This window comes from Chryseobacterium sp. MFBS3-17, from assembly GCF_020687745.1.
Lineage (GTDB): Bacteria > Bacteroidota > Bacteroidia > Flavobacteriales > Weeksellaceae > Marnyiella.
Map to the genome: position 1 here is coordinate 302,086 of NZ_JAJEWK010000012.1, position 26,396 is coordinate 328,481.

The 26,396-nt window shown below is 43.4% G+C and carries 25 protein-coding genes; 11 read left to right on the forward strand and 14 right to left on the reverse strand.

Translation table 11 applies throughout. The features are described from left to right. Positions 1-47 precede the first annotated feature (47 nt). Complete coding sequence (locus LKO26_RS11715; RefSeq protein ID WP_227588068.1) at positions 48-887, forward strand: alpha/beta hydrolase family protein; 840 nt, start codon at positions 48-50, stop codon at positions 885-887. Positions 888-936: 49 nt separating this feature from the next. Continuing rightward, a complete protein-coding gene (locus LKO26_RS11720; RefSeq protein ID WP_227588069.1) occupies positions 937-1,779 on the forward strand; it encodes a TerC family protein in 843 nt (280 codons plus the stop codon). A gap of 57 nt (positions 1,780-1,836) precedes the next feature. On the opposite strand, the gene LKO26_RS11725 is transcribed toward LKO26_RS11720, so the two are convergent. From LKO26_RS11725 to LKO26_RS11760, 8 genes are all read right to left on the reverse strand, one after another. After that, positions 1,837-2,658 (reverse strand): flavin reductase family protein, encoded by an 822-nt coding sequence (locus tag LKO26_RS11725; protein WP_227588070.1) that lies wholly within the window; start codon positions 2,656-2,658, stop codon positions 1,837-1,839. A 167-nt stretch (positions 2,659-2,825) separates the two neighbouring features. Continuing rightward, positions 2,826-4,079, reverse strand: a complete 1,254-nt coding sequence (gene fahA / locus LKO26_RS11730) for a fumarylacetoacetase (RefSeq protein ID WP_227588072.1) — start codon at positions 4,077-4,079, stop codon at positions 2,826-2,828. Positions 4,080-4,153: 74 nt separating this feature from the next. Continuing rightward, positions 4,154-4,615 carry a hypothetical protein gene (locus LKO26_RS11735; protein ID WP_227588073.1) on the reverse strand — a complete coding sequence of 154 codons (462 nt, stop codon included), beginning with the start codon at positions 4,613-4,615 and terminating at the stop codon, positions 4,154-4,156. 114 nt (positions 4,616-4,729) lie between these two features. Beyond that, complete coding sequence (gene hppD, locus LKO26_RS11740; protein WP_227588074.1) at positions 4,730-5,860, reverse strand: 4-hydroxyphenylpyruvate dioxygenase; 1,131 nt, start codon at positions 5,858-5,860, stop codon at positions 4,730-4,732. Between the two features lie 133 nt (positions 5,861-5,993). Continuing rightward, a complete protein-coding gene (locus LKO26_RS11745; RefSeq protein WP_227588075.1) occupies positions 5,994-7,271 on the reverse strand; it encodes an acetyl-CoA hydrolase/transferase family protein in 1,278 nt (425 codons plus the stop codon). Between the two features lie 189 nt (positions 7,272-7,460). Beyond that, positions 7,461-8,648: a homogentisate 1,2-dioxygenase gene (locus LKO26_RS11750; protein ID WP_227588076.1), complete on the reverse strand. Its 1,188-nt coding sequence runs from the start codon at positions 8,646-8,648 to the stop codon at positions 7,461-7,463. A 164-nt stretch (positions 8,649-8,812) separates the two neighbouring features. Further along, positions 8,813-9,361, reverse strand: a complete 549-nt coding sequence (locus LKO26_RS11755; RefSeq protein ID WP_227588077.1) for a helix-turn-helix transcriptional regulator — start codon at positions 9,359-9,361, stop codon at positions 8,813-8,815. Positions 9,362-9,912: 551 nt separating this feature from the next. Continuing rightward, positions 9,913-11,004, reverse strand: coding sequence for a TerC/Alx family metal homeostasis membrane protein (locus tag LKO26_RS11760; RefSeq protein WP_227588078.1), 1,092 nt, complete (start codon positions 11,002-11,004; stop codon positions 9,913-9,915). A 354-nt stretch (positions 11,005-11,358) separates the two neighbouring features. On the opposite strand from LKO26_RS11760, the gene LKO26_RS11765 reads away from it, so the two are divergent. Next, on the forward strand, positions 11,359-12,465 hold the full coding sequence (locus LKO26_RS11765; RefSeq protein WP_227588079.1) for a M14 family zinc carboxypeptidase: 1,107 nt from the start codon (positions 11,359-11,361) through the stop codon (positions 12,463-12,465). Between the two features lie 49 nt (positions 12,466-12,514). On the opposite strand, the gene LKO26_RS11770 is transcribed toward LKO26_RS11765, so the two are convergent. Then, positions 12,515-13,015, reverse strand: coding sequence for a DUF4920 domain-containing protein (locus tag LKO26_RS11770; protein WP_227588080.1), 501 nt, complete (start codon positions 13,013-13,015; stop codon positions 12,515-12,517). Positions 13,016-13,185: 170 nt separating this feature from the next. Here LKO26_RS11770 and LKO26_RS11775 point away from each other — a divergent pair, with 170 nt between their 5' ends. The 5 genes from LKO26_RS11775 to LKO26_RS11795 all read left to right on the forward strand — a co-directional run bounded on the left by LKO26_RS11775 (position 13,186) and on the right by LKO26_RS11795 (position 17,714). Next, positions 13,186-14,598: an APC family permease gene (locus LKO26_RS11775; RefSeq protein WP_227588081.1), complete on the forward strand. Its 1,413-nt coding sequence runs from the start codon at positions 13,186-13,188 to the stop codon at positions 14,596-14,598. 6 nt (positions 14,599-14,604) lie between these two features. Then, positions 14,605-15,186 (forward strand): C40 family peptidase, encoded by a 582-nt coding sequence (locus tag LKO26_RS11780; protein ID WP_227588082.1) that lies wholly within the window; start codon positions 14,605-14,607, stop codon positions 15,184-15,186. A gap of 5 nt (positions 15,187-15,191) precedes the next feature. Beyond that, on the forward strand, positions 15,192-15,626 hold the full coding sequence (locus LKO26_RS11785; protein WP_227588083.1) for a PH domain-containing protein: 435 nt from the start codon (positions 15,192-15,194) through the stop codon (positions 15,624-15,626). A 59-nt stretch (positions 15,627-15,685) separates the two neighbouring features. Continuing rightward, entirely contained in the window at positions 15,686-16,498 is an 813-nt protein-coding gene (locus LKO26_RS11790; RefSeq protein WP_227588084.1) for a 2,3,4,5-tetrahydropyridine-2,6-dicarboxylate N-succinyltransferase, read from the forward strand. Positions 16,499-16,607: 109 nt separating this feature from the next. Next, the gene (locus LKO26_RS11795; protein WP_227588085.1) at positions 16,608-17,714 is read left to right on the forward strand and encodes a glycosyltransferase family 4 protein; all 1,107 of its coding nucleotides are present in this window, start codon (positions 16,608-16,610) and stop codon (positions 17,712-17,714) included. 18 nt (positions 17,715-17,732) lie between these two features. On the opposite strand, the gene LKO26_RS11800 is transcribed toward LKO26_RS11795, so the two are convergent. Then, positions 17,733-18,914 (reverse strand): M28 family peptidase, encoded by a 1,182-nt coding sequence (locus LKO26_RS11800; RefSeq protein ID WP_227588086.1) that lies wholly within the window; start codon positions 18,912-18,914, stop codon positions 17,733-17,735. A gap of 111 nt (positions 18,915-19,025) precedes the next feature. Here LKO26_RS11800 and LKO26_RS11805 point away from each other — a divergent pair, with 111 nt between their 5' ends. Continuing rightward, entirely contained in the window at positions 19,026-20,876 is a 1,851-nt protein-coding gene (locus LKO26_RS11805; RefSeq protein ID WP_227588087.1) for a T9SS type A sorting domain-containing protein, read from the forward strand. 77 nt (positions 20,877-20,953) lie between these two features. Here LKO26_RS11805 and rplT read toward each other — a convergent pair whose 3' ends face one another. Both rplT and rpmI read right to left on the reverse strand, forming a co-directional pair. Further along, positions 20,954-21,298, reverse strand: coding sequence for a 50S ribosomal protein L20 (gene rplT, locus LKO26_RS11810; RefSeq protein ID WP_227588088.1), 345 nt, complete (start codon positions 21,296-21,298; stop codon positions 20,954-20,956). 123 nt (positions 21,299-21,421) lie between these two features. Continuing rightward, positions 21,422-21,619: a 50S ribosomal protein L35 gene (rpmI, locus tag LKO26_RS11815; RefSeq protein WP_031503941.1), complete on the reverse strand. Its 198-nt coding sequence runs from the start codon at positions 21,617-21,619 to the stop codon at positions 21,422-21,424. Positions 21,620-21,942: 323 nt separating this feature from the next. Here rpmI and LKO26_RS11820 point away from each other — a divergent pair, with 323 nt between their 5' ends. After that, the gene (locus tag LKO26_RS11820; protein ID WP_227588089.1) at positions 21,943-22,602 is read left to right on the forward strand and encodes a porin family protein; all 660 of its coding nucleotides are present in this window, start codon (positions 21,943-21,945) and stop codon (positions 22,600-22,602) included. Between the two features lie 158 nt (positions 22,603-22,760). After that, complete coding sequence (locus LKO26_RS11825) at positions 22,761-23,426, forward strand: porin family protein (protein WP_227588090.1); 666 nt, start codon at positions 22,761-22,763, stop codon at positions 23,424-23,426. A 305-nt stretch (positions 23,427-23,731) separates the two neighbouring features. Here LKO26_RS11825 and infC read toward each other — a convergent pair whose 3' ends face one another. Next, positions 23,732-24,250, reverse strand: coding sequence for a translation initiation factor IF-3 (infC, locus tag LKO26_RS11830; RefSeq protein ID WP_227588091.1), 519 nt, complete (start codon positions 24,248-24,250; stop codon positions 23,732-23,734). A gap of 90 nt (positions 24,251-24,340) precedes the next feature. After that, positions 24,341-26,278, reverse strand: coding sequence for a threonine--tRNA ligase (gene thrS, locus LKO26_RS11835; RefSeq protein WP_227588092.1), 1,938 nt, complete (start codon positions 26,276-26,278; stop codon positions 24,341-24,343). Positions 26,279-26,396: the final 118 nt, after the last annotated feature.

A 26,396-nucleotide genomic window follows, 5' to 3' on the forward strand; every position in this document is an offset into this window, starting at 1 on the left:
TTCAGAATCTATTTCGAACGAGACAAAAACTTTAAAGTGAGATAACCATGCCCATCATCACCCAAAAAAATATCCTGATTCAGAATCCCGATACCCGGGATTTTCTGGCTGATGCCTGTTTTCCTGAAAGTGAAAAACCATTGCCACTCATTGTCTTCGCCCATGGCTTCAAGGGTTATAAAGACTGGGGCGCGTGGAATCTGATGGCAGAGCGTTTTGCCGAAGCAGGATTTTTCTTCGTGAAGTTTAATTTCTCGTACAATGGAACCACAATTGACAGACCTGCTGAATTTGCCGATACCGAAGCATTCGGACTGAATAATTTTACCAAAGAAATGTCCGATTTTAAAAGAGTTTTAAGCCATTTTTTAAAGAGAAAAGAAGTGGATTCCGAACGCGTTTCCATCATCGGTCACAGCCGGGGCGGGGGCATTGCTGTGGTCCAAGCCTTCGAAGATGAACGCGTGAAAAATGTGATCACTTATGCTGGAGTCAGTAATTTTGGTTACCGTTTTCCTACCGGGCATAAACTGGAACGCTGGAAGGAAGAAGGGGTGATGTTTTCTGAAAATACCAGAACCAAACAGCAATTGCCGCTTTATTTTCAGTATTACGAAGACTATAAAGCCAATGAAAACCGCTTTAATATTCAGTATGCTGCACAGCATTTAAAGAAACCGTATTTAGTGGTTCAGGGTACAGCAGATGAAGCGGTGGCCGAAAAGGAAGGTTTGCTGCTGCATGAATGGTGCAAATCTTCTGAACTGTTCCTGCTACCGGATGTAAATCATGTCTTTGGAGGCCGTGAACCCTGGACAGCAGATGCAATGCCGCAAGACCTGAGCCGGATAGTGGAAAAAACAATAGATTTTCTTAAAAATAAATAAAAATCCGGCACGGGAAAAGCGTATTTTTGTTTCCTAATAAAACAAACCTATGGAATTTTTCTCCCTGCTTGAATTCCCGAATTTTGCCGATCCGCAAATCTGGATCAGTCTCCTTACCCTCACCTTCCTGGAAATTGTGCTGGGGGTAGATAACATCATCTTTATTTCCATTATTTCGGATCGTTTGCCGAAGGAAAAACAACGTTTTGCCCGAAATCTCGGTCTCGGATTTGCCATGCTGTTCCGGGTTATTCTGCTCCTGATGATCAACTGGATTATCGGTCTCAAAGAACCGGTCATAACACTGGACTGGTTTCATGAACCGGGCTCGGATCTTCCTCTGGCACTGAGCTGGAAGGACATTATTCTGCTCTCCGGAGGTATTTTTCTGATTGGTAAAAGCACCTTTGAAATTCACAGTAAAATGCAGAGTATTGAGCATGATCCTAAACCAAAATCTGCCGCCTCCGGACTTTTGATTATGGTCATCATCCAGATCATCCTTATTGATATGGTGTTCTCACTAGACTCCATTCTTACCGCCATCGGACTGGTAGACAATGTACTGCTGATGATTATTGCCGTAGTAATTTCCATTGCGATAATGATGGCATTTGCCGGACCTATTTCTGCGGTCATCAACAAATATCCGTCATTGCAGATGCTTGCGCTGGCGTTTCTGGTCGTAATCGGAGTGATGCTGGTGGCAGAAGGCATCCATCAACATGTGAGCAAAAACATCATCTACTCCTGTCTTGCATTCAGTCTGGCAGTAGAGTTGCTCAACATCCGGCTGCGCAAAAATCAGGAAAAGAAATACCTGAAACTGAACCCGGATCTGAATAAGGATTTAAGCATAAAACAAGAGGGTGAAGAGCAGAATCCTTCTTAGATGCTTTGCTGTCAATTTTTAATAAAAAAAGAGTGATTTTTTTCACTCTTTTTTGCTTTATTTGATTAAAACCTGCCATGCTTCGGAAATTTTACTTTCCAAAAGCAGCAGCTGCGCCTCCCTATGCTTTTCTTCACTGTCATGATAGGGTCCAGACAAAAGCTCTTCCACATTGGCCAGCATGCCCAGATCATTGCCTGTAAACACTGGGGAATATTTAATCTCCTCCGGCAGTAGGTCAAAACCGATGCCTTTGGTTACCAATGGTTTGGGTACTTCAAAAAGGCTGTCTCTGTTACTGCGGGAATACCAGTTCACTCCCAGTCTTGCTACCATGTCCAGTTTTTCTTGATCCAGATCCCCGTCCTCATTCAGATATTCTTCGCGGATATGGATTTTCTGAACTTCACAGATGATGAGGTTGCCGGCTCCTCCCTGGTCTCCCAATGGTTTCACTTCCAGAACTTTACATTCAAAATTGACCGGGCATTCTTCTATCAATTTGGGTTGTACCAGGTCGGCATCCTTCATGCTAAGACCTGCCTTCACGAACTCATTTACCCCTTCGTCATATTCTGTAGAGGAGAGTGAAATCTGCTGTACAATAGGGAAGTTCACCGTTCCGATGACCACTTCCGGCACTTTCAGAATATTCTCCAAGGTATGCTTGGTGGTATTGTCCCGCACTCTTCGGGATGGTGAAAATACCAGTATGGGCGGCACCGTACTGAACATATTGAAAAAACTGAATGGTGAGAGATTACACCGTCCGTTTTCGTCTACTGTTGATGCCAGTGCAATAGGTCGTGGCGATATGGCGGTCTGCATGACTCTCTGCAGTTTGGCAGGGGTTACTTCATTTGGAATTATTGTCTTCATAGGTATAAGTCCGGAAGCATTTGAAAAGCTCATTCTAAACACCTCACATCACAGTTTATAAAAAGAAATAAATCTTTCATAGCAACTGTACATTACGGTTGTCAGGACATAAATTCTGCTTTATTGAGCATCAAATGCTTCCGGTTTAATCATTAATGGTGGTATGGTTAAAAATCCTTTGCCGGAAGAATGGTACCGGTAACCTCGCCAAAACCTACCCGTATGCCGTCTTTTGCGGCCCAGGCTTTCATGGTTACGGTATCATGGTCTTCAATAAATTTACGCTCACTGCCATCTGCCAGTTTCAGCGGATTTTGACCTCGCCAAGTGAGTTCCAGCATGGATCCGTAGGATTGTGCTTCGTCTCCGGAGATGGTTCCGCTGGCATACATATCGCCTACCTCTACATTACAGCCGTTTACGGTGTGATGCGCAAGTTGTTGGGCCATATTCCAGTACATATATTTATAATTGCTTGCGGCAATAAGGGTATCTGTTCCGTTTTGGGGCTTCAGATACACTTCCAGCTTGATGTCTATATTTTTTTCACCACTGAATTTCAGATACTCCAATACTTCTGGTTCTTGCTGTGGCGAAGCGGTTCGGAATGGTTCCAGCGCTTCCAGGGTTACCACCCAGGGAGACACAGAACTGCCGAAATTCTTGCCCAGAAATGGTCCCAGCGGTACATATTCCCAGGACTGAATATCCCGGGCAGACCAGTCGTTGAATATCACCATCCCAAAAATGGCATCTTCTGCCTCTGCGGTAGATATTCTATCGCCCATCTCTGTATTTTTATTGACAATAAAGGCCATTTCTAGTTCGAAATCCAGTTGTCTGGAAGGTCCGAATACCGGCATATCTGCACCAGCCGGTTTGGTTTGGCCCATAGGTCTGTGGATTTCTGTTCCGGAAATTACAATAGAGGAGGCGCGACCATGGTAGCCTACCGGCAGGTGTTTCCAGTTCGGAAGCAGGGCATTGTCTGGATCTCGGAACATCTTGCCCACGTTTGTGGCGTGCTCTATGCTGCTGTAAAAGTCGGTATAATTGGCCACGTGAACCGGCATCATCATTTTTACCTGATCCAGATTAAAAAAGCATTCCTCAATGGTTTTTTCATCACTGGCGAGTTTTGAGTTTTCGTCCAGCAATTCCTGGATTCTCAGTCTCACCGCAGAAGTCACGGGTTTGCCGAGTTCAATGAATTCATTAAGGGTATAGGCTTCAAAAACATTGTCATTAAGGCCTTCCAGTTCATCAAAATAGCCGTAATCGTAAAGCGTGGCCAGGTCTATTACCATATCTCCTATGCGGGTACAGCAGGCAATGTATTCTTTATTGAAAACCGCTACTCCAAAAGGAATATTATGAATGGAAAAATCGGAATTTTCTGAGTAATTGACAAAAGATTTCATATAATGTTGTTTATGGGAAAGACCCGTGACTGTTCTATGTTAAACTGTACCGGCGCCTCTCCGAAATTACTGATTTATTTTCTGTTTAGAGCACTTTCTTCTATCCATCGGTCTTTGGTATTCAGATCAATGAGATACAGGATTTTCTGCTGTTGTGTTAATAAAAGGGTTTTTGTGACGGGCACCGGAATTTTTTTGCCTTCCAGCTGGTCAAAACGTACCGAGATGACATTGCGGTTAGAACGTACTGCGTCTCCGGAAAATACATTGGAATTGGTGGTTCCGGTGGCTTTGTCATCAAACACCTCCGCAAAAGTGGCATTTTTACCTTTCAGGATGATGAAATTACGCTCGGTATGATCTTCAAAATCTTTAATGAGGACAAATTTCACATCGTCCAGATGGATGTTTTTCAGGTTCTGATTAAGGCCTCTTCTTTCTTCCAGCCGATCTAGTATGGCGTTTATGGTACCATACTGCGCATGAACCAGTGCACTTGTTAGCAAGAAAAAAAACAAGAAAAGAAACTTTTTCATCAGAAATAATTCAGTGTTGATTAATAAAAAAAGAGAACCGCACCTGAATGCGGTGGGAATGTTGTATAAAAAACCGGGCAGACCATTTGATCTGCACGGCTTTTCTATAGCAGATTACAGATTTCCTCTGCGTGCCTGCTCTTTTTCCAATGCTTCAAATAATGCTTTGAAGTTGCCAGCTCCGAAGCTCTGAGCTCCATGTCTTTCAATAATTTCAAAAAACAGTGTCGGACGGTCTTCTACCGGCTTGGTAAAGATCTGAAGGAGATATCCCTCTTCATCATGATCTACCAGAATTCCCAGTTCTTCCAGTTTTTTGATGTCCTCATCTATATGTCCTACGCGTTCTGGAACCATGTCGTAATAGGCTTCCGGTGGTGCAGAAAGAAATTCAACACCTCTGGATTTCAGTTCTGTTACGGTTTTGATGATGTCTTTAGTAGCCACAGCAATGTGCTGCACCCCTTCATCTTCGTAAAAGTCTAGGTATTCTTCTACCTGAGATTTTTTCTTACCTTCTGCCGGTTCATTGATTGGGAATTTGGCATACCCGTTTCCGTTACTCATTACCTTGGACATCAGTGCAGAATATTCTGTATTGATTTGCTTATCGTCAAAGCTCAGAATATTTACAAATCCCATCACATCTTCGTACCATTTTACTACCGGCAGCATACGATCCCAGCCTACGTTTCCTACACAGTGATCCACATACAGCAGACCACAGTCTGATGGATTGTAGTCACTTTCCCATTTTTCGTATCCGGGCATGAATGGACCATTGTAATTTTTTCTTTCTATAAACATGTGTATGGTTTCGCCGTAGGTGTAGATTCCGGACATTCTCACTTCACCCTGTTCATCTGTTAATGTTTGTGGCTCCAGATAAGGTTTTGCGCCGCGCTTGGTGGTTTCCTCAAAAGCTGAATAAGCATCTTCTACCCAAAGTGCCAGCACCTTTACCCCATCTCCATGTTTTTTTTGATGCTCGCAGATGGGCGAGTCAGATTTCAACCCAGAAGTCAGTACCAGACGGATCTTCCCCTGCTGAAGTACATAAGAGGCACGATCTCTGACACCAGTTTCCGGACCTGCATATGCAATGGACTGAAAACCAAAAGCGGTTTTATAGAAATGAGCCGCCTGCTTGGCATTTCCTACATAAAATTCAATATAGTCTGTTCCGTTAATCGGAAGAAAATTCTCTGCCTGAGCAATTTTCTCTGCAAAAGTGAGTGTTGACATTCTGTTATACTTTATATTAAAATTAATCTGGCTAATTTACAAAATTTAACCAAAAACGAAAAGAGGCGGCCCGTTTCGATCTTGATGTCCAAAAAAATTCCCAGGGATTTGCCGGGAATCACTGTTTTTATGTTTATAGTGTTTTGAACCTGTCAAAAGTGGCTTTTTCTAGCATTTCACGGTCATCAGGATGCGAGATGTCAATCAGCGCTTTGGCCCTCTGTCTCAGGTTTTTGCCGTAGAGGTAGGCCACTCCGAATTCAGTGACCACATAATGAATGTGTCCGCGGGTAGTCACTACTCCGGCTCCCGGTTTCAGAAATGGTACAATTCTAGGGACTCCTTTTTTGGTACGGCTGGAGATGGCAATGATGGGTTTTCCGCCCTCAGACAACGCTGCCCCTCTCATAAAGTCCATCTGACCGCCAATGCCGCTGAACTGAAAAGTCCCGATGGAATCTGCACAGACCTGTCCCGTAAGGTCAATCTCGATGGCAGAGTTGATGGCCACCATCTTTTTGTTTTTCATAATGTTAATGGGATAATTCACATGTTCCACATCCATGAAAGCGAAAGAGGGATTATCATCTATATAATCATAGAGTTTTTTGGTGCCGAACGCAAAACTGGTAATGGAACGGTTAAGGTGAGTACCTTTATATTTATTATTCACAATATCCTTGTCCACCAGATCTACAATACCGTCACTGATCATTTCTGTATGGATGCCCAGGTCTTTATGATTATGCAGGCATTTCAGAACGGCATCCGGAATCGTTCCGATGCCCATTTGCAGCGTAGAACGGTCATCAATGAGTTCGGCAACGTGTTTCCCGATAAGCAGTTCTTCGGGTCCCACTTTGGCTCCGTAATCCACGGTCAGCAGTTCTTCGTCATGAAAAACAAATTTGTCTATTTTAGTATAGTGAATCATGCCATCGCCGTGGGTTCTGGGCATTTGCGGATTCACCTGAGCGATGATTACTTTGGCTGTATCTACCGCACTTCTTGCCACATCTACAGAAGTTCCCAGCGTACAGTATCCATGCGCATCCGGCGGTGAAACGGTAATCATGGCTACATCCAGCGGAAGGATTTTGTTCTTGAAAAGCAGCGGAATTTCACTCAGGAAAACTGGCACGAAATCTCCCCGTTCAGAATTTACAGTTTCGCGAACCGGCGTAGAAACAAAGAGCGAGTTCACAAAGAAACTGTCTTTATATTGCGGTTTGGCAATTTCCACATTTCCCTGTTGGGTGATGGAAACAAATTCCACGTCCTTTAGACGGTCTGCCTGCCGGGCCAGTTCATTAATCAGAAGATTGGGTGTACATGCACTTCCGTGTGAGAAAATCCTGTCGCCGCTGCTGATGAGTGAAACCGCTTCTTCGGCACTTACATACTGAATCATTATATCTGTTTTTTTGTTATTTTCTGATTTAAGCTTCTCAAAATTACTCATTTTACCGCGGATTTTCAAGATGAATTATATCATTTACTGGCCTTAATTGCACAGCAGTTGAGTATTCAGCAAAGCTATTCAAAAAAATCTCTCTTTCCATAGTCCGGAAAGAGAGATGATGATATTGCGAACGAAAAATTACTCCTGAGATCGGTCTTCCAGATAATTTTTTTCATTCTCCAGCCATGAAGTTTTATAGGTAGGATCTTCTACCTTCAGTGCTTCTTCTGTGAGTTTCAGCGGGCGGAAAGGATCTACCATTACGGCATATTCTTCGGTAAATTTCTGGCCAATACTTCGCTCCATAGCGCCCGGATGAGGCCCGTGAACAATTCCGCCGGGGTGCAGGGTAAAGTCCATTAAATCAATATGGTTACGGCTCATAAAATCGCCCTCGGTGTAAAAAAGAACTTCATCCGAATCGATATTCGAGTGGTTATATGGCGCCGGGATGGCCTGCGGATGATAATCATACATTCTGGCCACAAAAGAGCAAACCACGAAATTATGCGCTTCAAAGGTCTGATGAATGGGCGGGGGCAGATGCACGCGGCCGGTAATCGGTTCAAAATCTTTGATGCTGAATTTAAAAGGATAGAAAAATCCATCCCAGCCCACCACATCAAACGGATGCGTGGCATAGATGAAATCCCAGATCTGATTTTCTTTCTTAACTTTGATTAAAAATTCGCCCTTTTCATCTACCGGATCCACAAATGACGGTGCTACAATATCTCTTTCGCAGAAAGGGGAGTGCTCCAGTAACTGCCCGAACTCATTCCGGTAGCGCTTGGGAGTATAGATGGGTGAGTGGCTTTCTACAATCATAAAAACACTTTCTTCGGTCTGAACATCCACTTGGTAGATGGTCCCGCGGGGAATAATAAGATAATCACCTGCAGAAAACTCCAGATTTCCTACGAATGTTTTCAGCGTGCCGTTGCCTTCGTGAACAAAGAGCAGTTCGTCACACTCGGCATTTTTATAAAAATAATCGGTAGATTTTCTGGGTTTGGCCAGACCCATTTTCAGGTCGTTATTCAGCATCAGAATCTTGCGGCTGTCCAGAAAGTCATCTTCCGGAGTCACATTCATCCCTTTAAACATGCGGGGTGTGACGTTTTTTTCAACAGCAATTTTTGGTGTGACGTCTTTGGGCTCGCTGATGGACTTGATCTGTGTAGGGCGGTGTATATGATATAATAGCGACGAAATCCCGTGGAATCCTTCGGTGCCGAAGAGTTGTTCGTAGTAATACTGGTCTTGGTCAGATTTAAAGACGGTATGTCTTTTATGAGGGATTTTCCCGGACTGATGGTATCTCATTTTCGTTAAGTTTATTAGAAACGTAAAATTAATGAAATTTTCAGACTTGACACAGGGAAGTCTTATGCTTACAATAAATAAGTTCCATGAAAAACATCAGGAGATAAAAGCCACTACGAGAGTAACAATATATATGGTGTAATATATATGGTGTACGGGCGGATTCAGGGTTCAAAACTCTCAAACCTGCCGTCTTCATAAAAAAGGACGATTCGTTTTACCTTACCCGTCTGATTATCAGTGATTGATAAAGGAGTTGGTTTTTCCTGAGGCTCTGATGGCTGAGAATGTGTTAAAACTGATCCGGCCGCACTTCGTATCGCTACAGGCGATTCTGCAGCGGGTGCGAAATCAGTCATGGGGAAATCATCACTGGTAATAGTGTCTTCACTTTCGGTGCCACCTAGGTAATCTTCTTCAATGATGCTGAACAAATCGGGCAGGGAAGTGGTTTTGGGTTGGGAAGATTCTTCCTCTGTTTCTTCTTCAGAAATTAACGACTGCAACATTTCTCCTTCACCTTTAATGAGCCAGTCCCATTGCAACTCCGGAAATCGATCCTTCACCTTAATTAAAAAATCAAGCGAAGGCTTATTTCTGCCGGAAGTGATATGCGAAACAGAAGACCGCTGTACTTCTATGGCATCTGCGAACTCAGAAGCGGTGTAACCCGAATATTCCAAAATTTTAGCAATCCTTTCGTTCAAATTCATGTTTAGAAATGTGAAATTTACAAATACAAATGTAAATAATAAATTCACAATACTGAAATACAAATGTAAACAAAACTGCAATAATTTGAATTTACAAAGTTAAATCAACATAATATGTTACTATGCATCAGCCTTTTACAAAATTACATTAGTGAAATTTGATGATGTTTTTCAGTATTTTGATGCCAATAATCATGAAAATCATACATGCAGCTCTTGTACTCTTACTGCTCTAGCTGCAATTGTGGAAAACTCTCAATTTAATCCGTATTTGCCGGTTACGGTCTCGTTTTGCGTTACTCATATCCTTTAAAGTAATTCTTACCCTAAAGGTTATAATGTGTTATCAGTCAATAAAAAAGAGATTATAAGAGGTAGACATATTTTATTTTCGGAAGGATTTTGACATCCACCAGACGCAGTCCGCATGGTCAAATCCAAACCGTGATGTATGACCAGCAATATTATAAAATCCCTTTACATGATAACGCAAAGGGATTTTGGTCTTGCTGCCGGTAATCACACCGCAAAAATGGGCTGATTACAGGACTTTAATGCCGGATATTTTTGTCGTGGTCCGGATCATATTTCAGTGTACGGTTCTTTTTCGTCACCGGAAACAGGAGCGAAGCACCGATGCTGATTCCCAGTATGGATACGATGATGAGGAGAGAATGTGTGGTTTCAAAGCCCCATTCTTCCAGGTAACTGTGAAAGATCATCTTCAGACCAATAAAGGTCAGCAGGGCAGCCAGACCTATTTTCAGGAAACGGAACTTGTCCAGGATTCCGGCCAGCAAAAAGAACATGGAACGCAGTCCGATGATGGCAAATATATTAGAGAAGAATACGATATAGGGATCTTTTGTTACCGAGAATATTGCCGGAATACTGTCCACTGCAAAGATCAGATCCGTAGCTTCTATGATCAGTACCACCAGAAATAAAGGGGTCATTTTCCGTACTCCATCAATGGTGACCCAGAACCGGTCTCCTACAAAATGATTGTGTACCTTAAAATATTTATTGGCAAACCGTACGATCGGGTGATTTTGGGTGTCAATTTTTTCATCCTTGTCTTTCTCCAGCAACATTTTTATTCCCGTAACAATCAGGAAGGCACCAAAGACATACATGATCCATCCGAACTTCGCAATAAGCGCTGCTCCCACGAAGATGAAGATAAAACGCATCACAATTGCGCCCAGGATTCCCCAGAACAGTACGCGGTGATAATTCTTTGGGGCGACCCCGAAAGCTGTAAATATCAGAATCATCACAAAAATATTATCCACAGACAGCGCATACTCCACAATATAGCCGGTAAGATACTCCAGTCCCAGGTTTTGATTATAAAGCTGAATGGAATGTGCCAGATCGCCGGGTATGACTTTCACCGGATGGTGATGCCGGGAGATTACGGACTGCAGTTTTTCCATACTGTCTATGCCGTGGAGTAGGTGACCGTAGGAAATGAGTAGAAAATAAAAGCACATGGAAAGTGCTATTACGAAAAAACTCATGATGCCGGCCTTTTTCATGGTCACAATGCCACCGGATTTTCTACCCATATTTAGATCAATCGCCAGGATAATAATGATGAACAACAGGAATCCGGCCATGAACAAAGTTTCGCTACTCATAAAAAAAATTATAGCAGCAAAGATAGGAAATAGTTCTTTTCTTAAAGAAATTTACATGATTAAATTACTTCGGTACAATAGGTTTTTTCCGGATACATAATGTTTAATAATTTTATGGTTAAATATCTTTTTATCAGCATTCCTCTACTTAAAGTAAACATGAATTAACACTTTATTTAGTTTAAATATATATCTCAAAAACAATTGATTATATTTTATATTTAATATTAATGCAATCCACAAAATTATTAACAGACAAACTGACATTTTACAATGTTTAATAGATTTACAAATGTAAATCATTGAGGTTTCAGAAAATTATTCTACTTTTGACTGTTGTAAATTTCACGTTGAATGGATTTTGAAAATTGGTACCGGAGAAACCCGGACTTCCCACACCGCTATATCCCGCCCACAACCCTGGAAAAATTTCTACAGAAGAATCTCAGCGATTACAATCGGGTTATCGGCACATCCTACGCCGGAAAGAATATCCGGATGCTGACTCTGGGAAGTGGTCCTGTACGGGTCATTGCCTGGTCTCAAATGCATGGAAATGAAAGCAATGCCACACATGCACTCCTGGATTTGTGGGAAAGTCTTCAATACCGGCCAGATCTTCGGGATCAGTTGTTCTCTGAGATTACGCTGGATTTTATCCTCATGCTGAATCCTGACGGATCTGAGGTCTGGAACCGGAGAAATGCCCAGGATATAGATCTGAACCGTGATTTTTTGAAACTCGAAAGTAAAGAATTGCCCATTCTGAAAGAAGCAGTGCGGACCGGTAACTACCATTACGGACTCAATCTCCATGAGCAGCGTACTATTTTTACAACAGACGGCGTGCATCCGGCTACATTTTCATTTCTCTCCCCTTCCGTCAGCCCGGAGCGTGAGCTCACTGAAACGCGTAAAAAGGGAATGGCCGTGATTGCCAGAATTTATGAAAAGCTGAATCTTTATATTCCCCATCAGACCGGACGGTATACCGATGAGTTTTATCCTGCCTCCACGGGCGACAATTTCTCACGGATGGGATTGCCGGTCATATTGTACGAAGGAGGACATTTTCCGGAGGATTATGAGCGGAAGCACACCAGAAAGTATTATACCCTTGCGCTGTATGAAGGTCTGAAGGCGATGGCTCAGTTAAGGGGAAGTACCTCCGGTTTCGGCGGCTATTTTGAAATCCCGGAAAATCAGGAAACGCACTACGATTTCATTTACAGAAATGTAAAACTGAATACAGGCTTTGATTGTGTGCTGGATGTGGCCGTACAGTATAAGGAAGAACTGCTCCCGGGAAATGAAGAGATTACCTTCACCCCCGTGGTAGTGGCTGCCGGGGATGTGGGCGATAAAAAAGGCTGGAAGGAGATGGATTGCACGGGAAAAAAATTCATCTGCGATTCAGAATTTCCCAAACTGGATCATGTGGTTAATTTCCGGATTGAATAAAAAAAGCGAAGCTCTGCAGCCTCGCTTTTTCATTTGGACAGGGTGAATATTAGTTCACCACTTTTATACCGCTTGCCAGGAATCTGATTTCTTCCTGGGGTTTTGTAATGGCATCAATTTCAGCCTGTGATTTTTTGGCATCTTCTGCATAGTGCTTCAGTTCATCTACAGAGGTGATTTTATTTTCAGCAGTTCCTTCCAAAACTACATTTTTTCCAACCAGTGCAGTGGGTACAAAAAACGCATAATCCTTCATTTTTACAAAAAATCTTTCGTTATTTTCTGTTTCTACCGTCAGCCAGCATCCTTTTTTCTCACAAACGTCTGTCACTTTTCCTTTCACAGCAACATTGTTGAGTTTTCCGGATTTTTTGAGTTTTTTATCTAATTGTGCTGCAGACATTGCTTTTTTTTCTGCTTTTACAGAAACCTGTGCTCCATAGGCGTCACCTACCAGTGCTTTTCCTTCCGGCGGACCGGCTTTCTTGGCAGTTTGTGCAAAGGCCACGGTGGTTAAAGCCATTGAAAATACGAGTGCTAATTTTTTCATTGTATTTAAAATTTTTTCAAAAATAAGTAATTTATTTTACATCAAACGGATTGAATTTCATGATAATATGCAGTTTTATTATGAAGATTTTTAAAAAGATTGATGCCGGCGGCCGCAGATCACAGAAATTTTGGGCCATTTTTTTTATATTTGATTGATTCAAATACGGTATGAAAAGACAACTTAAACTCTGGGACGCAGTGATGCTGGTAATGGGCTCCATGATTGGCAGCGGAATTTTTATTGTAAGTTCAGATATGATGCGCAACCTGGGCTCCGGTTACTGGCTCATTGCCGTTTGGGTCATCACGGGAATCATGACCGTGGCGGCCGCTATTTCTTATGGCGAACTTTCTTCTATGTTTCCCAAAGCGGGCGGCCAGTACACCTATATCTCAGAGATTTTCGGTAAAGCTTCCGGATTTTTATATGGCTGGGGACTTTTCACCGTCATCCAGACCGGAACCATCGCCGCTGTAGCCATGGCCTTCGGAAAGTTTACGGCATACCTCATTCCCTGGCTCAATAATTCGGATCCTATTTTTCAGAATGGCGGATTCCGGATTACCTGGGTTCAGATTCTGGCCATTTTGGTCATCCTCCTGCTCACTTTTATCAATACCAAAGGGGTGAAAAACGGCAAATTGTTACAGAATTTGTTTACCGGTTCCAAAATTATTGCCTTGTTGGGATTAATTGTTTTTGGTTTTCTGTTCATAAGCCAGTCTCAGTGGTCTGCCAATATGAATTTTGGCTGGAGCTCTTTTCAGGATTTCGGGAAAGAAGTAGGAAATGATCTGCTGCCCACAGGCTGGAAGGAAATCGGTGGAATGGCGCTCATGGGTGGGATTGCTGCGGCTATGGTAGGCTCGGTTTTCAGTTCTGTAGCCTGGGAAAACGTAACCTTCATGTCCGGTGAAATTGAAAATCCAAAGAAGAATATCGTGAAATCAATGGTGCTGGGTACATCTGCGGTCATGGTGTTGTATTTGCTGGTAAATCTGGTGTATCTGAATGCGCTGGACCGGGACGGAATTGCTTTTGCCGATAAAAACAGACCGGCAGTGGCAGCTTCCGAAATGATTTTCGGTAATCTGGGTACTATTATTATGGCAGTTCTGGTCATGATTTCTACCTTTGGCTGCATCAACGGGCTGGTACTGGCCGGTGCACGGGTGTATCAGACCATGGCAAAGGATGGTTTATTCTTTAAGAGTGCCATGGTCAATAATAAATTTGATGTGCCGGAAAAATCCCTGTGGATGCAGGGAATCTGGGCTTCGGTGCTGGCGCTCTCCGGACAGTACGGGGATTTGCTGGATATGATTTCCTTTGTAATTGTTTTGTTTTATATGATTACTGTTTTTGGGGTCATCTATATGCGTTTCAAAAAACCGGATATGGAACGGCCTTACAAAACGTGGCTTTATCCGCTGACTCCTGTCATCTATTTGCTGATTGGCTCAGCCTTTTGTATATTGCTCATTATCTATAAGCCACAATACACCTGGCCGGGATTTATTTTAATATTAACAGGACTGCCGGTGTACTGGATGATTAACCGAAGAAAAAAGATCAGATAAAAAGATATGAATGGAGCAGTAATTCATTATGAAAAACGTGAGTTGATGATGTTGAAGAAAATAGTACTGATGATGATTATGACCAGCGCTGTGCTTTCCTGTACTGCAAGGAAGCCTGTGCAGAGGCCGGATCCTCTGAAGAAAACGGTAGAGAAAACCGCAGGTTTGCGTGACCTGAGCTCAGGGTTTACGGGAAAAATTTCTGCCGGCACCCGTGAAATTTTAAAGGATGCCGAGAAATATCTGGGTGCACCCTATAAATTTGCGGGTAATACCTCTGCGGGCTTTGATTGTTCGGGACTTGTATCCAAAGTGTTTGATGAAAATGGAGTGAAACTGCCCCGCCGTTCCGAAGATCAGAGTAAAACAGGAAAAGAAATCCATGTGCATCAGGTGATGCCCGGCGATTTGCTATTTTTTGCCACAGCAGGGGGAAACAGAGTGTCGCATGTGGGAATTGTGCATGATGTGCTGGATAATGGTGAGATTAATTTCGTCCATTCTTCCACCTCAAAAGGGGTCATTATCTCTTCACTCAATGAGAAATACTGGAATCAGGCGTATCTTTTTGCACGCCGTCTGTTATAATTTTGATGATGAATAAATACCGTTCCAAAATCGGCCTCGAACTTGTAGGATTTTTTGCCCTTATCACAGGATGGATCATCTCCTCTGATGACGATCCTGCTATATGGCTATTTATCATTCCCTTTCTGGGATTTATAGCTGCAGTGCTCTTCAGCATCCGCTATACCACAGACGAAAAAAATCTGGTGATTTCGCACTCGTTTTTCATTAAAAATAAAATTCCGGTAAAGTCTGTCAGAAGAATAACAGAAACCAATAATCTGCTCAGTTCACCGGCGGCATCTCTGGACCGCCTGGAAATTTTGTATAATGGTGCAGACGTAATATTGATTTCGCCGGTGCGTACAGAAGAATTTCTGCAGGATTTATTAAAAGTAAACCCTGATATTGAAATAATCAAAAAGGATCATCCGAATATCTTTTCCAGACTTGCGGTTTAATTCCTTATCTTGCCAACTTATATTTTTTACGCTTTAACATTTAATTTTAAACTGAAAATATGTCCTTAAAAGAAACCATAGAGCAGATCTGGGAAAACAGAGATCTACTGCAGAATGACGAAAGTAAAGCAGCCATACGTGAAGTGGTATCCAGACTGGATCTGGGTGAACTGCGCGTGGCCGAACCTACCGAAAACGGCTGGCAGGTAAACGAATGGGTGAAAAAAGCCGTGGTGTTGTATTTCCCGATTCAGAAAATGGAAACTGTGGAAGTGGGACCTTTTGAATTTCATGATAAAATTCCGCTGAAGAAAAACTATGCAGAAAAAGGAGTACGCGTGGTACCACATGCAATAGCCAGACACGGCAGTTATGTGGCATCCGGCGTGATCATGATGCCTTCCTATGTCAATATCGGCGCCTATGTAGACAGCGGGACCATGGTAGATACCTGGGCTACAGTAGGCAGTTGTGCGCAGATTGGTAAAAACGTACACCTGAGTGGTGGCGTGGGAATTGGTGGTGTGCTGGAGCCCCTGCAGGCCGCTCCGGTAATTATAGAAGATGATGTATTCATAGGTTCCAGATGTATTGTGGTAGAAGGGGTGCATGTGGAAAAAGAAGCCGTTCTGGGTGCTAATGTAGTGCTTACCGCATCCACAAAAATCATTGATGTGACCGATGATGAACCGTTTGAAATCAAAGGAAGAATTCCCGCCCGCTCCGTGGTGATACCGGGCAGCTATACCAAAGAATTTCCTGCCGGCGAGTTTCAGGTTCCATGTGCACTGATTATAGGAAAGCGCAAGGAATCTACGGATAAAAAGACTTCACTGAATGATGCACTGCGCGAGAATAATGTAGCGGTGTAAAAAACATGACTTTCTGTAAGCAAAACTATAAAACCTTTGGAACAGCTGTTTGCGGATTGTTCCGAAGGTTTATTTTTGTCTGCAGACCTTTCAAAATCTCTTTGCTAAGATGAAAATAGCTTATGATGCCAAACGTTTTTTTCAGAATGCTTCCGGGTTAGGAAATTATTCCCGTGATCTGGTGCGGATTCTGGCCACAAACTTTACAGAAAATCAATATTTGCTCTTCAACAAAAAAAAAACCGAAAGAGGGGCACAGATTCTGGAGCTTCCGGAAGTTACTTTTGTGGAACTCCGTGGCGGCACTCTGGCAAGGCAGTTCCGGATGGGTAAGCAGGCTCAGGATGCCGGTGCAGAACTGTTTCATGGACTTTCCGGCGAGTTGCCGCTGCGGTGGCACCCTACACCGGTGAAGAAAATAGTCACCATTCATGATCTGATTTTCATGCGTTATCCGCAGTTTTATTCGCTTTTTGACCGTAAAATGCACTTGTGGAAATTCCGGAAAGCAGCACAGGGAGCAGACCGCATTATAGCGATTTCTGAACAGACAAAGCAGGATATTGTGCATTTTCTGAAAGTTCCAGAGTCAAAAGTTACCGTGGTGTACCAAGGGTGTCATCATGCGTTTCAGGAAAGAAAAACGGAGGATGTTCTTGCTGCAGTCCGGGCAAAATTCGCACTCCCGGACCGCTTCATTCTGAGTGTGGGCACCGTGGAAAAGCGCAAAAATCTTCTCAAGGTGCTCCGGGCCATCACAGGAACCGCAATTCCTCTGGTGGTGGTGGGAAAGAAAACAAAGTACTTCAAGCTCATTCAGAAATATATCCTGAAAAATAAAATGGAAGACCAGGTATGGTTTCCGGAAGAGGTGAATATGGAAGAGCTGTCGTCACTCTATCAGCTGGCAGATGTTTTTGTATATCCCAGTTTATTTGAAGGATTCGGCATTCCGGTCATCGAAGCGCTTTATTCCGGCACTGCTGTGGTCACAAGCAATACCAGTTGCCTGCCCGAAGCAGGAGGACCTCATTCCATGTACATAGATCCCGAAAACCATCTGGATTTGCGGGCGAAAATTATTTTTCTCTGGGAAAACGATGCAGAGCGCGTTCGACGGGCAGAAAAAAGCCTGGAATTTGTTCAGAAATTCAATGACGACAGGGTTGCCGAAGCAGTTATGGCTGTTTACCAATCTGTGCTCAAGGAACAGTAACCGTTGAAATCACATGATTTACCTTCCTACCCTGAATTTTCTGGTGGCTGTTTTGCCCTGGTAGCGGAGTGTTCCGAGGTACATTCCTGCAGGTAATGAAGAAATATTGATGCCCTTTTCTCCCTGAGTTGCCATTACTTTTTTACCACTCATATCGAATATTTCAAATTCAAAATCTCTGTTTCGTGGTTCATCCAGGTGAATTTCAATGAAATTTTTTGCCGGATTAGGGGTAATCTGAAATCCTGCTGCCTGCGGCGTTGCGGTTTCGTTCACCGACAGATAGGTAGAGGCTATCGCAAAATGTTGCAAGGCACCCAGCGCTGCCTTGGTCACATTAAAGAGGTACACCGGATCCATATTCTGGATCACATCATTTGCGGTATGGGGATACGGGTTAGAAGATCCATTACCTTCGTAAAACCCTGTAATGATTTCACCATTATTCTGAAACGGCATATAATCTGAAGAGTAGGCAGGCTGTACATTGGTATTGGTTTGCAGAGAAGAGTAGGCCAGTACATAAGATTTCAGCTGCTGAGTGAAAGCGGCAGATGCAGCATTATTGCCGGAAGGACTGTTATTGGTATCCTGTTCGCAAATAATGGTATTGTGCATTTGACCTGCTACACCGCCTATCTGGTCCAGATTGAATACCAGGCGGATGCTCATTTTGGGTGTGGAGGCGTTTACAACATTCGTTACGTAATGCTGGCTTCCGCGGAGGCCTTGTTCTTCACCGGAAAAATGGATGAATTTTATGGAATATTCGGTGGGGATGTCTTTCAGAATCCGGGCCATTTCCAGCACTGCAGTAGTACCGCTTCCGTTATCATTGGCTCCCGGACCTACGATGCTGTCAAAATGTGAAGACACAATTACATAGGTATTGGGATAGAGAGTTCCGGTTTTGGTCACCACCAGATTTCTTGAGTTCACATTACCATAAGTGAACGGATCTTCTTCAATCTGGCTCTGGCTGTAACCAAAAGATGCATATTTATTTTTCAGCCAGTACAGGGCATTTGTATTATTGGCACTGCCGGTGGTTTTCACGCCAAAGTTCACATACTCCTGCAGCGTCTGATTGATCTGCGTTTGCGACACCTGACTAACCCGGGATACATAGGCAGGCTCCGGAGTTTGTGCAAAGGCAGCCAAATAAAAGAAAAATGCGGCGAAAATTAATAACTTTTTCATTGATTTTTTTAAGACTTCAAAGATATTAAAATGAAATTTTACACGAAATTTAATTGTAACTAAAATATAATCTTAAATTTGAAATCTACAATTACACATAAGTAATCCTCTATGAAGAAAGTTATAATTTTCATTGTTATGGTTGGCGCAATGTCACTGGTTCACATGCATGCACAGACATCTATATACGAAACCACTGCCGTACAATACCTGCAGGACCATCGGGCAAAGTTTGGGGTCAGCAGTATGGCTCAGTTAAAACTCTATGACGTGCGCAAGGGAAACGCGGGTGAAACCCTGAGATTTAATCAGGAAATGGATGGTGTCACCATCTTTCAGGCAGACGTGACCGTGCATTTTAATAAAGCTGGAGTAGTGACCTATGTAGCCGAAACCCCATCTACCAGAAATTTACGAAAGATATCTGCAGTTCCGGCACTTTCTGAACAAGCTGCAATGGCTGCTGCTAAGGTAGCGAGTGCGCCCGAGGGTGAAATCATGCATGAGGAAGTAAAACTTTTTGTTCTGAACAACGATGAATCCGGAACCATACTGGTGTACAGGGTTTTACTGGAGTCTTTTGGCAAGCCCGGCTCCTGGGAGGTGATGGTGGATGCACAAAATGGCGAAATCATCAGTATTAAAGATATTGCCCAGTACTGCCATCATCCGCATCATCAAAAAAGTGAAAAGCCGGTGACTGGTGCAAAAGCAGCACTGAAGGCTACCGGAACTGCGTATGTGTACAATCCGGATCCGCTTTCTGTAGCGCAGGCAACGTATGGCGGTAATTATGTAGACAATAATGATGCGACGAACGCAAGTCTGGATGCGGCCAGAACTCTGGTCACGCTGGATGATGTTGAGTTTGACGGTGGCTTGTACAAACTGAAAAGCCAGTATGTGGAGATTGCCGAAATTCAGGCGCCCGCCACCGGACTTTTTACACAGACCACACCCGATTTTCTGTTCAACAGGAATGACCAGGGCTTTGAAGCGGTGAATGTTTTCTGGCACTTTCATCAGAGTATGAAATACATTAATGAAACACTCGGCATTGCCTGTCTTCCTACCCTGAACAACGGCAGGGTGAGGTTTGACCCGCATGGGCAAAACGGAAATGATAATTCTGCATTTTATCCCGGTGGTCAGTACCTCACATTCGGGGAAGGCGGAGTGGATGACGGGGAAGATGCGCACGTGATTCTGCATGAACTGGGACATGGCGTGCATTACTGGATTACCGGCAACAGTTCATCTTCCGCACAGGGACTGGGCGAAGGTTCAGGAGATTACTGGGCCATGTCTTATACCCGCAGCCTGAATCTGTGGCCTTCTACGGCCCCGCAATACCATTGGGTATTTCCATGGGATGGCCATAATCCGTTCTGGAACGGGCGGGTAACCAATTATTCTGCTACCTATCCCACGCCCAATATCAACAATGGCGGAGCGATCCATGCTAACGGTCAAATTTGGGCTACCACCTTAATGAGAATTTATGATATCATCGGCAAAGAAAAAACAGACCGGGCATTTCTGGAAGGTCTGGCACTGACCAACTCCACCGCCAATCAGCAGACGGCGGCTGTGGCTGTGAGACAGGCCGCATTGAATATGGTGGGTACACATGGGTTCATCTGCGCAGACGTACAGATTATCAGCCAGGAGATGACTGCCACAGGTTACAATATGCCGGCTTACAGTTGTACAGATCTGGGAGTAGCAGATGTGAAGAAGGATTTATACAGTATTTATCCCAATCCTGTCAGTGATGTTCTGAATGTGCGGATGACAGATAAGGAACATCAGAAAGGGCGCATCCTAAATATGGAAGGAAGACTGATTCGCGAAGTATTTTTGCAGCAGGGAATGAACAGAATTCATGTGGCAGAGCTGGAGAAAGGAAACTATATCCTGCAGATTGGTCAGGATACGGCACATAAATTTATCAAAAAGTAACAGTGTAAATCCGCATATAAAGCAAAACTCCCGGGCGTGAGCCCGGGAGTTTTCTATTGATAACAAAAAGTTTTACTTTATTTTACTTGATCTACAACTGCTTTAAAAGCTTCAGGGTGATTCATTGCTAAATCTGCCAGAACCTTTCTGTTCAGTTCGATATTGTTCTTTTTGAGAGCTCCCATAAACTGAGAGTAAGACATTCCGTGCTCTCTGGTACCTGCGTTGATACGGGTGATCCAAAGAGATCTGAAGTTTCTTTTCTTCTCTTTTCTGCCGCGGTAAGCATATTGCATTGCTTTTTCTACGGCGTTTTTAGCAACAGTCCAAACGTTCTTTCTTCTACCGAAATAACCTTTAGCCTGCTTCATTACTTTTTTTCTGCGAGCTCTGGAGGCTACTGCATTTACTGATCTTGGCATAATATAAATTTGTTTTTTTTGAATTGGGCGTTCGCTGCAGCGAATCTTGGGGGCACCAGTTCAGGGTTAAATTTTTGAATTTTTTTTGAATTCTTATAAACCGAATTGATTTATAAAAACTACTTACTTAATGGCTAATTGGCGCAGTACGCTTTTCTCATCCACAGTGGCCACGTAAGAAGTTTGCGTCAGATTTCTCTTTTGCTTGGTTTCTTTCTTGGTCAAAATGTGGCTTTTGTAAGCATTCTTTCTTTTAATTTTACCGGTTCCGGTAAGCTTAAAACGCTTTTTAGCACCTGATTTCGTTTTTAATTTTGGCATTACTTTGCTTTTTAAGTTTTTGTTATCAATGAGTGTGCAAAGATATGAAAAACTTCCGGATTAGAGGGATATCCTTGTAATAATTTTAACAGAAGAGAATCAGAGCGCCTGGCAGGAAGCACAGCTGAATATTTCTGCATAATCTTCGGGATTTCAGCAGGGAGAATAACCCTGATACTGAAAGCTGTATATGGGTATTTTCCCCTGGCTTGTTCTTTCCGGAATCACTCATTGTAATTTCCTGCTTTTTTGATGATAATAATTTGCATACCTGAGAAATAAGGGTAAATTTGCTGCCGAAAACTTAACTAAAATTTTTAAACATGAAGAAAATTCTATTGGTTGCTTCTGTGGCAATCTTTGGTGCAGCATTGCAGGCTCAGGAAACTAAATTTGGTGTAAAAGCCGGTTATTCCCTTTCTACTCTTAAAATGGATGCGGAAACGGCAAATGAAGAATCTTACACTACAGATCCTTCTCATACCTTCTATATCGGTGGTATGGTTCAGCACAAATTCAATGATAACTTCGGTATTCAGGGAGAACTTCTGTATTCGCCACTGGGAGGTAAAGATGACTATGTATATGATGAAGAGGGGATGAGCTTCGGGATGAAGAGCAAAATTGAACTGGGAACTATTTTAATTCCTGTTTCTGCCAAGTATTTCATCAGCGATGCTTTTGCCGTCAATGCCGGTGCGAGTTTCGGACTGATTGTTTCTGCAAAAGCAAAATCTGTTTTTGATGGTGGTATGAATATTCCCGGTGTAGAACTTACGATTGATGACACAATTGACATCAAAGATGAAGTGAATACCCTGAACATTGCTCCTTTCATTGGCGCTGAGTACACGCTGGAAAACGGACTTTTCTTTGATGCCAGATACAATATGGGCGTTTCTGACCTGAGTAAGTATGATGGAAAAATGACCAACAGCTTTGCACAGATTGGTGTAGGATTCAAATTCGGAGGCGGTTATTAATCCCGACGTATTTCCTTTAGCATATCATCCCGCTCCGGCGGGATTTTTTGTTTTTTTACCTTAAAAATTAACAAAAATTTAAAGCCAACGGTGGTCAATCCCCTGGACAATGTGGTTTTTTTGATTTATCTTGGTCAGATATTTAATCATCTTTTGATATGAAGAAAATTATATGTTTTACTACATTAGTACTTGCAGGAACCACTATGAACGCACAGAAAACCACATGGGGGCTGAAAGCCGGTTACGCGCTTTCTACGCTGAAAAATGACTCACCCGAGGCGGTGGCTACAACCTATACTTCAGATCCGCTGCATACTTTTTACATAGGAGGTCTGGTTCAGCATCAGTTGGGCAGCAAGTTCGGCGTACAAGGGGAGTTGCTGTATGCACCACTGGGCGGTTCCCAGTCATTTGAATTTCGCAGCGACACCATGTACAGCCTTACGGAAACTCAGCTGAATTTGGAGACGCTGCAGATTCCACTGTCCGGGCAGTATTTTATCAATGATGCTTTCTCGGTTTCTGCCGGTGTAAATTTCGGATTTGTGCTTTCTGCCAAACTACGCTATGTGGCATACGAATCCCACAATGTGCCAGGTACAGAGCTCTCTGTGATTCCGGATGATGAGTATGATGTAAAGAATCAGATGAATTCATTGCTCTTTGCGCCGTTTGCAGGAGTGAGTTATACACTGGGGAACGGCTTGTTCTTTGAGGCCCGCTACCACCAGGGACTTTCTGATCTCAGTAAGACCGAAGGAAAATTAACCAATAGCTTCCTTCAGGCGGGCGTGGGGTATAGGTTTGGCGGAGGTCAATAAGACATTATCATATTGAACACATGAAATCCTGCTCCGGCGGGATTTTTTTATGGGCAAAGTGAAGGCTGGGTGAAAGAATGACAAATCCTCAGCCTAGCCGTGATGGCAGCGGCTACCCCGCACAGATTGCCCACGGTTTTAACCGTGGGCAGTCTGGAGGAGTAATAGCGAACAGCGCGTAATACAAGTGACGCTGCCCGATTCTTGTGAAGCTCCTGATAAAAAATATACATCTACAAAAAAAAGAGAGCTCTTTTCAGAACTCTCCGTATGTTTGGCAACCCCGGGAGGTTGCGGTATTCAGATTATTTTGCCGGTTTTTTGGGGCTCATCATCATGATCATCCGTTTGCCTTCAAGCTTGGGCAACTGATCTACTTTGCCTACATGCTCCAGATCCTGTGCAAGTCTGAGCAACAGAATCTCGCCCTGATCCTTGAAAATAATGGAACGGCCTTTGAAGAAAACGTAGGTTTTGAGCTTGGAACCTTCTTCCAGGAACTTTTCTGCGTGTTTTTTCTTGAATTCGTAATCGTGCTCATCTGTCTGCGGCCCGAAACGGATTTCTTTTACCACTACTTTTACCTGCTTGGCTTTCAGTTCTTTTTGCTTCTTCTTCTGCTCGTACAGGAATTTTTTGTATTCCAGCACCCGTGCAATATAAGGTTCGGCCTTATCTGAAATGACCACCAGATCCAGTTCCTGATCTTTGGCAATTTCTAATGCTTTTGCCAGCGGATACACACCCGGTTCTACGTTATCGCCCACCAAACGGACTTCCTTAGCCCGAATTTTTTCGTTGATCTGATGTGCATCTTCCTGCACACGTCTTTGCGGGCCTCTACCTCTGTAATTAAATTTCTGTGCTATTGTATTAAATTTTAAGTTAATCTTATCTTGGTATGCTCTTATTTTTTATGCTCCAAATTCTGCGTGAAACGCTGCAGCATCTTTAAAATATGCAATAAAATCTTCTATGCTCATGGTTCCCAGATCGCCTTCGCCCCGTCTTCTCACGGATACGGTGCCGCCCTGTTCTTCATTTTCTCCCACAATCAGCATGAAAGGATATTTATTGATTTCAGCATCTCTGATTTTCTTCCCGGTTTTTTCGTTGCGGTCATCAATCAGGCCGCTAATATCGGCATTTTCTAATTTATGTGAAACTTTTTTTGCATATTCTGCATATTTTTCAGAAATCGGCAGGATGATGAACTGATCCGGTGCCAGCCAGAGCGGGAAGTCACCGGCAGTATTTTCCAGCAAAATAGCGATGAAGCGTTCCATGGAGCCAAACGGTGCGCGGTGAATCATGACCGGACGGTGTTTCTCGCCGTCGTTTCCTATATAGTGCAGGTCAAAGCGTTCCGGCAGATTGTAATCTACCTGAATGGTGCCCAGCTGCCATTTTCTGCCTAAGGCGTCTTTTACCATAAAATCCAGTTTCGGACCATAAAAAGCGGCTTCGCCGTATTCAACTACGGTGGTCAAACCTTTATTGGCAGCCGCGGTGATGATGGCTTGTTCGGCTTTCTCCCAGTTTTCGTCGGAACCGATGTATTTTTCGCGATTTTCAGGGTCGCGGAGTGAAACCTGGGTAACGAAATCTTCAAATCCCAAGTTTCTGAATACGTACATTACCAAATCAATGACGCCTTCGAACTCGGTCATCAGCTGATCCGGTGTGCAGAAAAGGTGTGCATCATCCTGAGTAAAGCCACGCACGCGGGTCAGTCCGTGAAGTTCTCCCGATTGCTCATAGCGGTACACGGTTCCGAACTCTGCGAATCTCTTTGGCAGATCCCGGTAAGACCATTGTCCCACTTTGTAGATTTCACAGTGATGCGGACAGTTCATGGGTTTCAGCATGAATTCCTCGCCTTCGTTCGGGGTTTTAATGGGCTGAAAACTATCGGCTCCGTACTTGTCCCAGTGTCCTGAAGTGACGTACAGTTCTTTGGCCCCGATGTGCGGAGAAAGTACAAATTCATAGCCTGCTTTTTTCTGTGCATCCGAAAGGAAATTTTCCAGTTTTTTGCGCAGTGCAGCCCCTTTCGGAAGCCATAATGGCAAGCCGGCTCCTACTTTTTCGGAGAAGGCGAAAATGCCCAGTTCTTTTCCTAATTTTCTGTGATCCCGTCTTTTGGCTTCTTCCAGTTTTTCCAGATACTCGGTGAGTTCTTTTTGTTTCGGGAAAGAGATGCCGTACACTCGGGTGAGTTGCGGATTGTCCTCATTGCCACGCCAGTAAGCACCTGCAGCATTGAGGATTTTTACAGCTTTTACAATCCCGGTAGTGGGAATGTGGCCGCCACGGCACAGATCGGTGAAATTGTCGTGGGTCACGAAGGTGATTTCACCATCATTCAGATTAGAAATGAGTTCTGTTTTATACGGATTGTCTGCATATTCTTTCAGAGCATACTCCTTGGATACGGCGTAGAGTTTGAAAGTGGAATCTTTTTTGGCATTTTCCAGCATCTTTTTCTCGATGTTTTCAAAGTCTTTTTCAGACAGGGTTTCTTCGCCAAAATCTACATCGTAATAAAATCCGTTTTCAATGGCCGGGCCTATGGTAAGTTTCGCATCCGGATAGAATTCCAGAATCGCCTGTGCCAGAAGGTGAGCAGAGGAGTGCCAGAAGGCTTTTTTGCCCATTTCATCATTCCAGGTAAACAGTTGAACAGTAGCATCTGAGTCAATGGTTGTGGTGGTTTCCACCTGGGAACCGTTTACCATTGCAGAAATGGTATTTCTGGCCAATCCTTCTGAGATTGATTTTGCCACATCCAGCGGGGTCACTGCCCCGTCAAACTCTTTAATGCTTCCGTCCGGAAGTGTAATCTTTACCATGGATAAAATTGAAAAATTAAGGTACAAAATTACGAATTTTCCTTTAATTTTTCATGATGTGGTGCCGAAATTGTAGAGCGGGGAAGTGATGTTGCAATATTTTCTCAAAATAACGCTG

What these genes read in the sequence shown, in the direction of transcription:
- LKO26_RS11715 (WP_227588068.1), top strand. Translation starts at nt 48, where the DNA reads ATGCCCATCATCACCCAAAAAAATATCCTGATTCAGAATCCCGATACC.
- LKO26_RS11720 (WP_227588069.1), top strand. Translation starts at nt 937, where the DNA reads ATGGAATTTTTCTCCCTGCTTGAATTCCCGAATTTTGCCGATCCGCAA.
- LKO26_RS11725 (WP_227588070.1), bottom strand. Translation starts at nt 2,658, where the DNA reads ATGAAGACAATAATTCCAAATGAAGTAACCCCTGCCAAACTGCAGAGA.
- fahA (WP_227588072.1), bottom strand. Translation starts at nt 4,079, where the DNA reads ATGAAATCTTTTGTCAATTACTCAGAAAATTCCGATTTTTCCATTCAT.
- LKO26_RS11735 (WP_227588073.1), bottom strand. Translation starts at nt 4,615, where the DNA reads ATGAAAAAGTTTCTTTTCTTGTTTTTTTTCTTGCTAACAAGTGCACTG.
- hppD (WP_227588074.1), bottom strand. Translation starts at nt 5,860, where the DNA reads ATGTCAACACTCACTTTTGCAGAGAAAATTGCTCAGGCAGAGAATTTT.
- LKO26_RS11745 (WP_227588075.1), bottom strand. Translation starts at nt 7,271, where the DNA reads ATGATTCAGTATGTAAGTGCCGAAGAAGCGGTTTCACTCATCAGCAGC.
- LKO26_RS11750 (WP_227588076.1), bottom strand. Translation starts at nt 8,648, where the DNA reads ATGAGATACCATCAGTCCGGGAAAATCCCTCATAAAAGACATACCGTC.
- LKO26_RS11755 (WP_227588077.1), bottom strand. Translation starts at nt 9,361, where the DNA reads ATGAATTTGAACGAAAGGATTGCTAAAATTTTGGAATATTCGGGTTAC.
- LKO26_RS11760 (WP_227588078.1), bottom strand. Translation starts at nt 11,004, where the DNA reads ATGAGTAGCGAAACTTTGTTCATGGCCGGATTCCTGTTGTTCATCATT.
- LKO26_RS11765 (WP_227588079.1), top strand. Translation starts at nt 11,359, where the DNA reads ATGGATTTTGAAAATTGGTACCGGAGAAACCCGGACTTCCCACACCGC.
- LKO26_RS11770 (WP_227588080.1), bottom strand. Translation starts at nt 13,015, where the DNA reads ATGAAAAAATTAGCACTCGTATTTTCAATGGCTTTAACCACCGTGGCC.
- LKO26_RS11775 (WP_227588081.1), top strand. Translation starts at nt 13,186, where the DNA reads ATGAAAAGACAACTTAAACTCTGGGACGCAGTGATGCTGGTAATGGGC.
- LKO26_RS11780 (WP_227588082.1), top strand. Translation starts at nt 14,605, where the DNA reads ATGAATGGAGCAGTAATTCATTATGAAAAACGTGAGTTGATGATGTTG.
- LKO26_RS11785 (WP_227588083.1), top strand. Translation starts at nt 15,192, where the DNA reads ATGATGAATAAATACCGTTCCAAAATCGGCCTCGAACTTGTAGGATTT.
- LKO26_RS11790 (WP_227588084.1), top strand. Translation starts at nt 15,686, where the DNA reads ATGTCCTTAAAAGAAACCATAGAGCAGATCTGGGAAAACAGAGATCTA.
- LKO26_RS11795 (WP_227588085.1), top strand. Translation starts at nt 16,608, where the DNA reads ATGAAAATAGCTTATGATGCCAAACGTTTTTTTCAGAATGCTTCCGGG.
- LKO26_RS11800 (WP_227588086.1), bottom strand. Translation starts at nt 18,914, where the DNA reads ATGAAAAAGTTATTAATTTTCGCCGCATTTTTCTTTTATTTGGCTGCC.
- LKO26_RS11805 (WP_227588087.1), top strand. Translation starts at nt 19,026, where the DNA reads ATGAAGAAAGTTATAATTTTCATTGTTATGGTTGGCGCAATGTCACTG.
- rplT (WP_227588088.1), bottom strand. Translation starts at nt 21,298, where the DNA reads ATGCCAAGATCAGTAAATGCAGTAGCCTCCAGAGCTCGCAGAAAAAAA.
- rpmI (WP_031503941.1), bottom strand. Translation starts at nt 21,619, where the DNA reads ATGCCAAAATTAAAAACGAAATCAGGTGCTAAAAAGCGTTTTAAGCTT.
- LKO26_RS11820 (WP_227588089.1), top strand. Translation starts at nt 21,943, where the DNA reads ATGAAGAAAATTCTATTGGTTGCTTCTGTGGCAATCTTTGGTGCAGCA.
- LKO26_RS11825 (WP_227588090.1), top strand. Translation starts at nt 22,761, where the DNA reads ATGAAGAAAATTATATGTTTTACTACATTAGTACTTGCAGGAACCACT.
- thrS (WP_227588092.1), bottom strand. Translation starts at nt 26,278, where the DNA reads ATGGTAAAGATTACACTTCCGGACGGAAGCATTAAAGAGTTTGACGGG.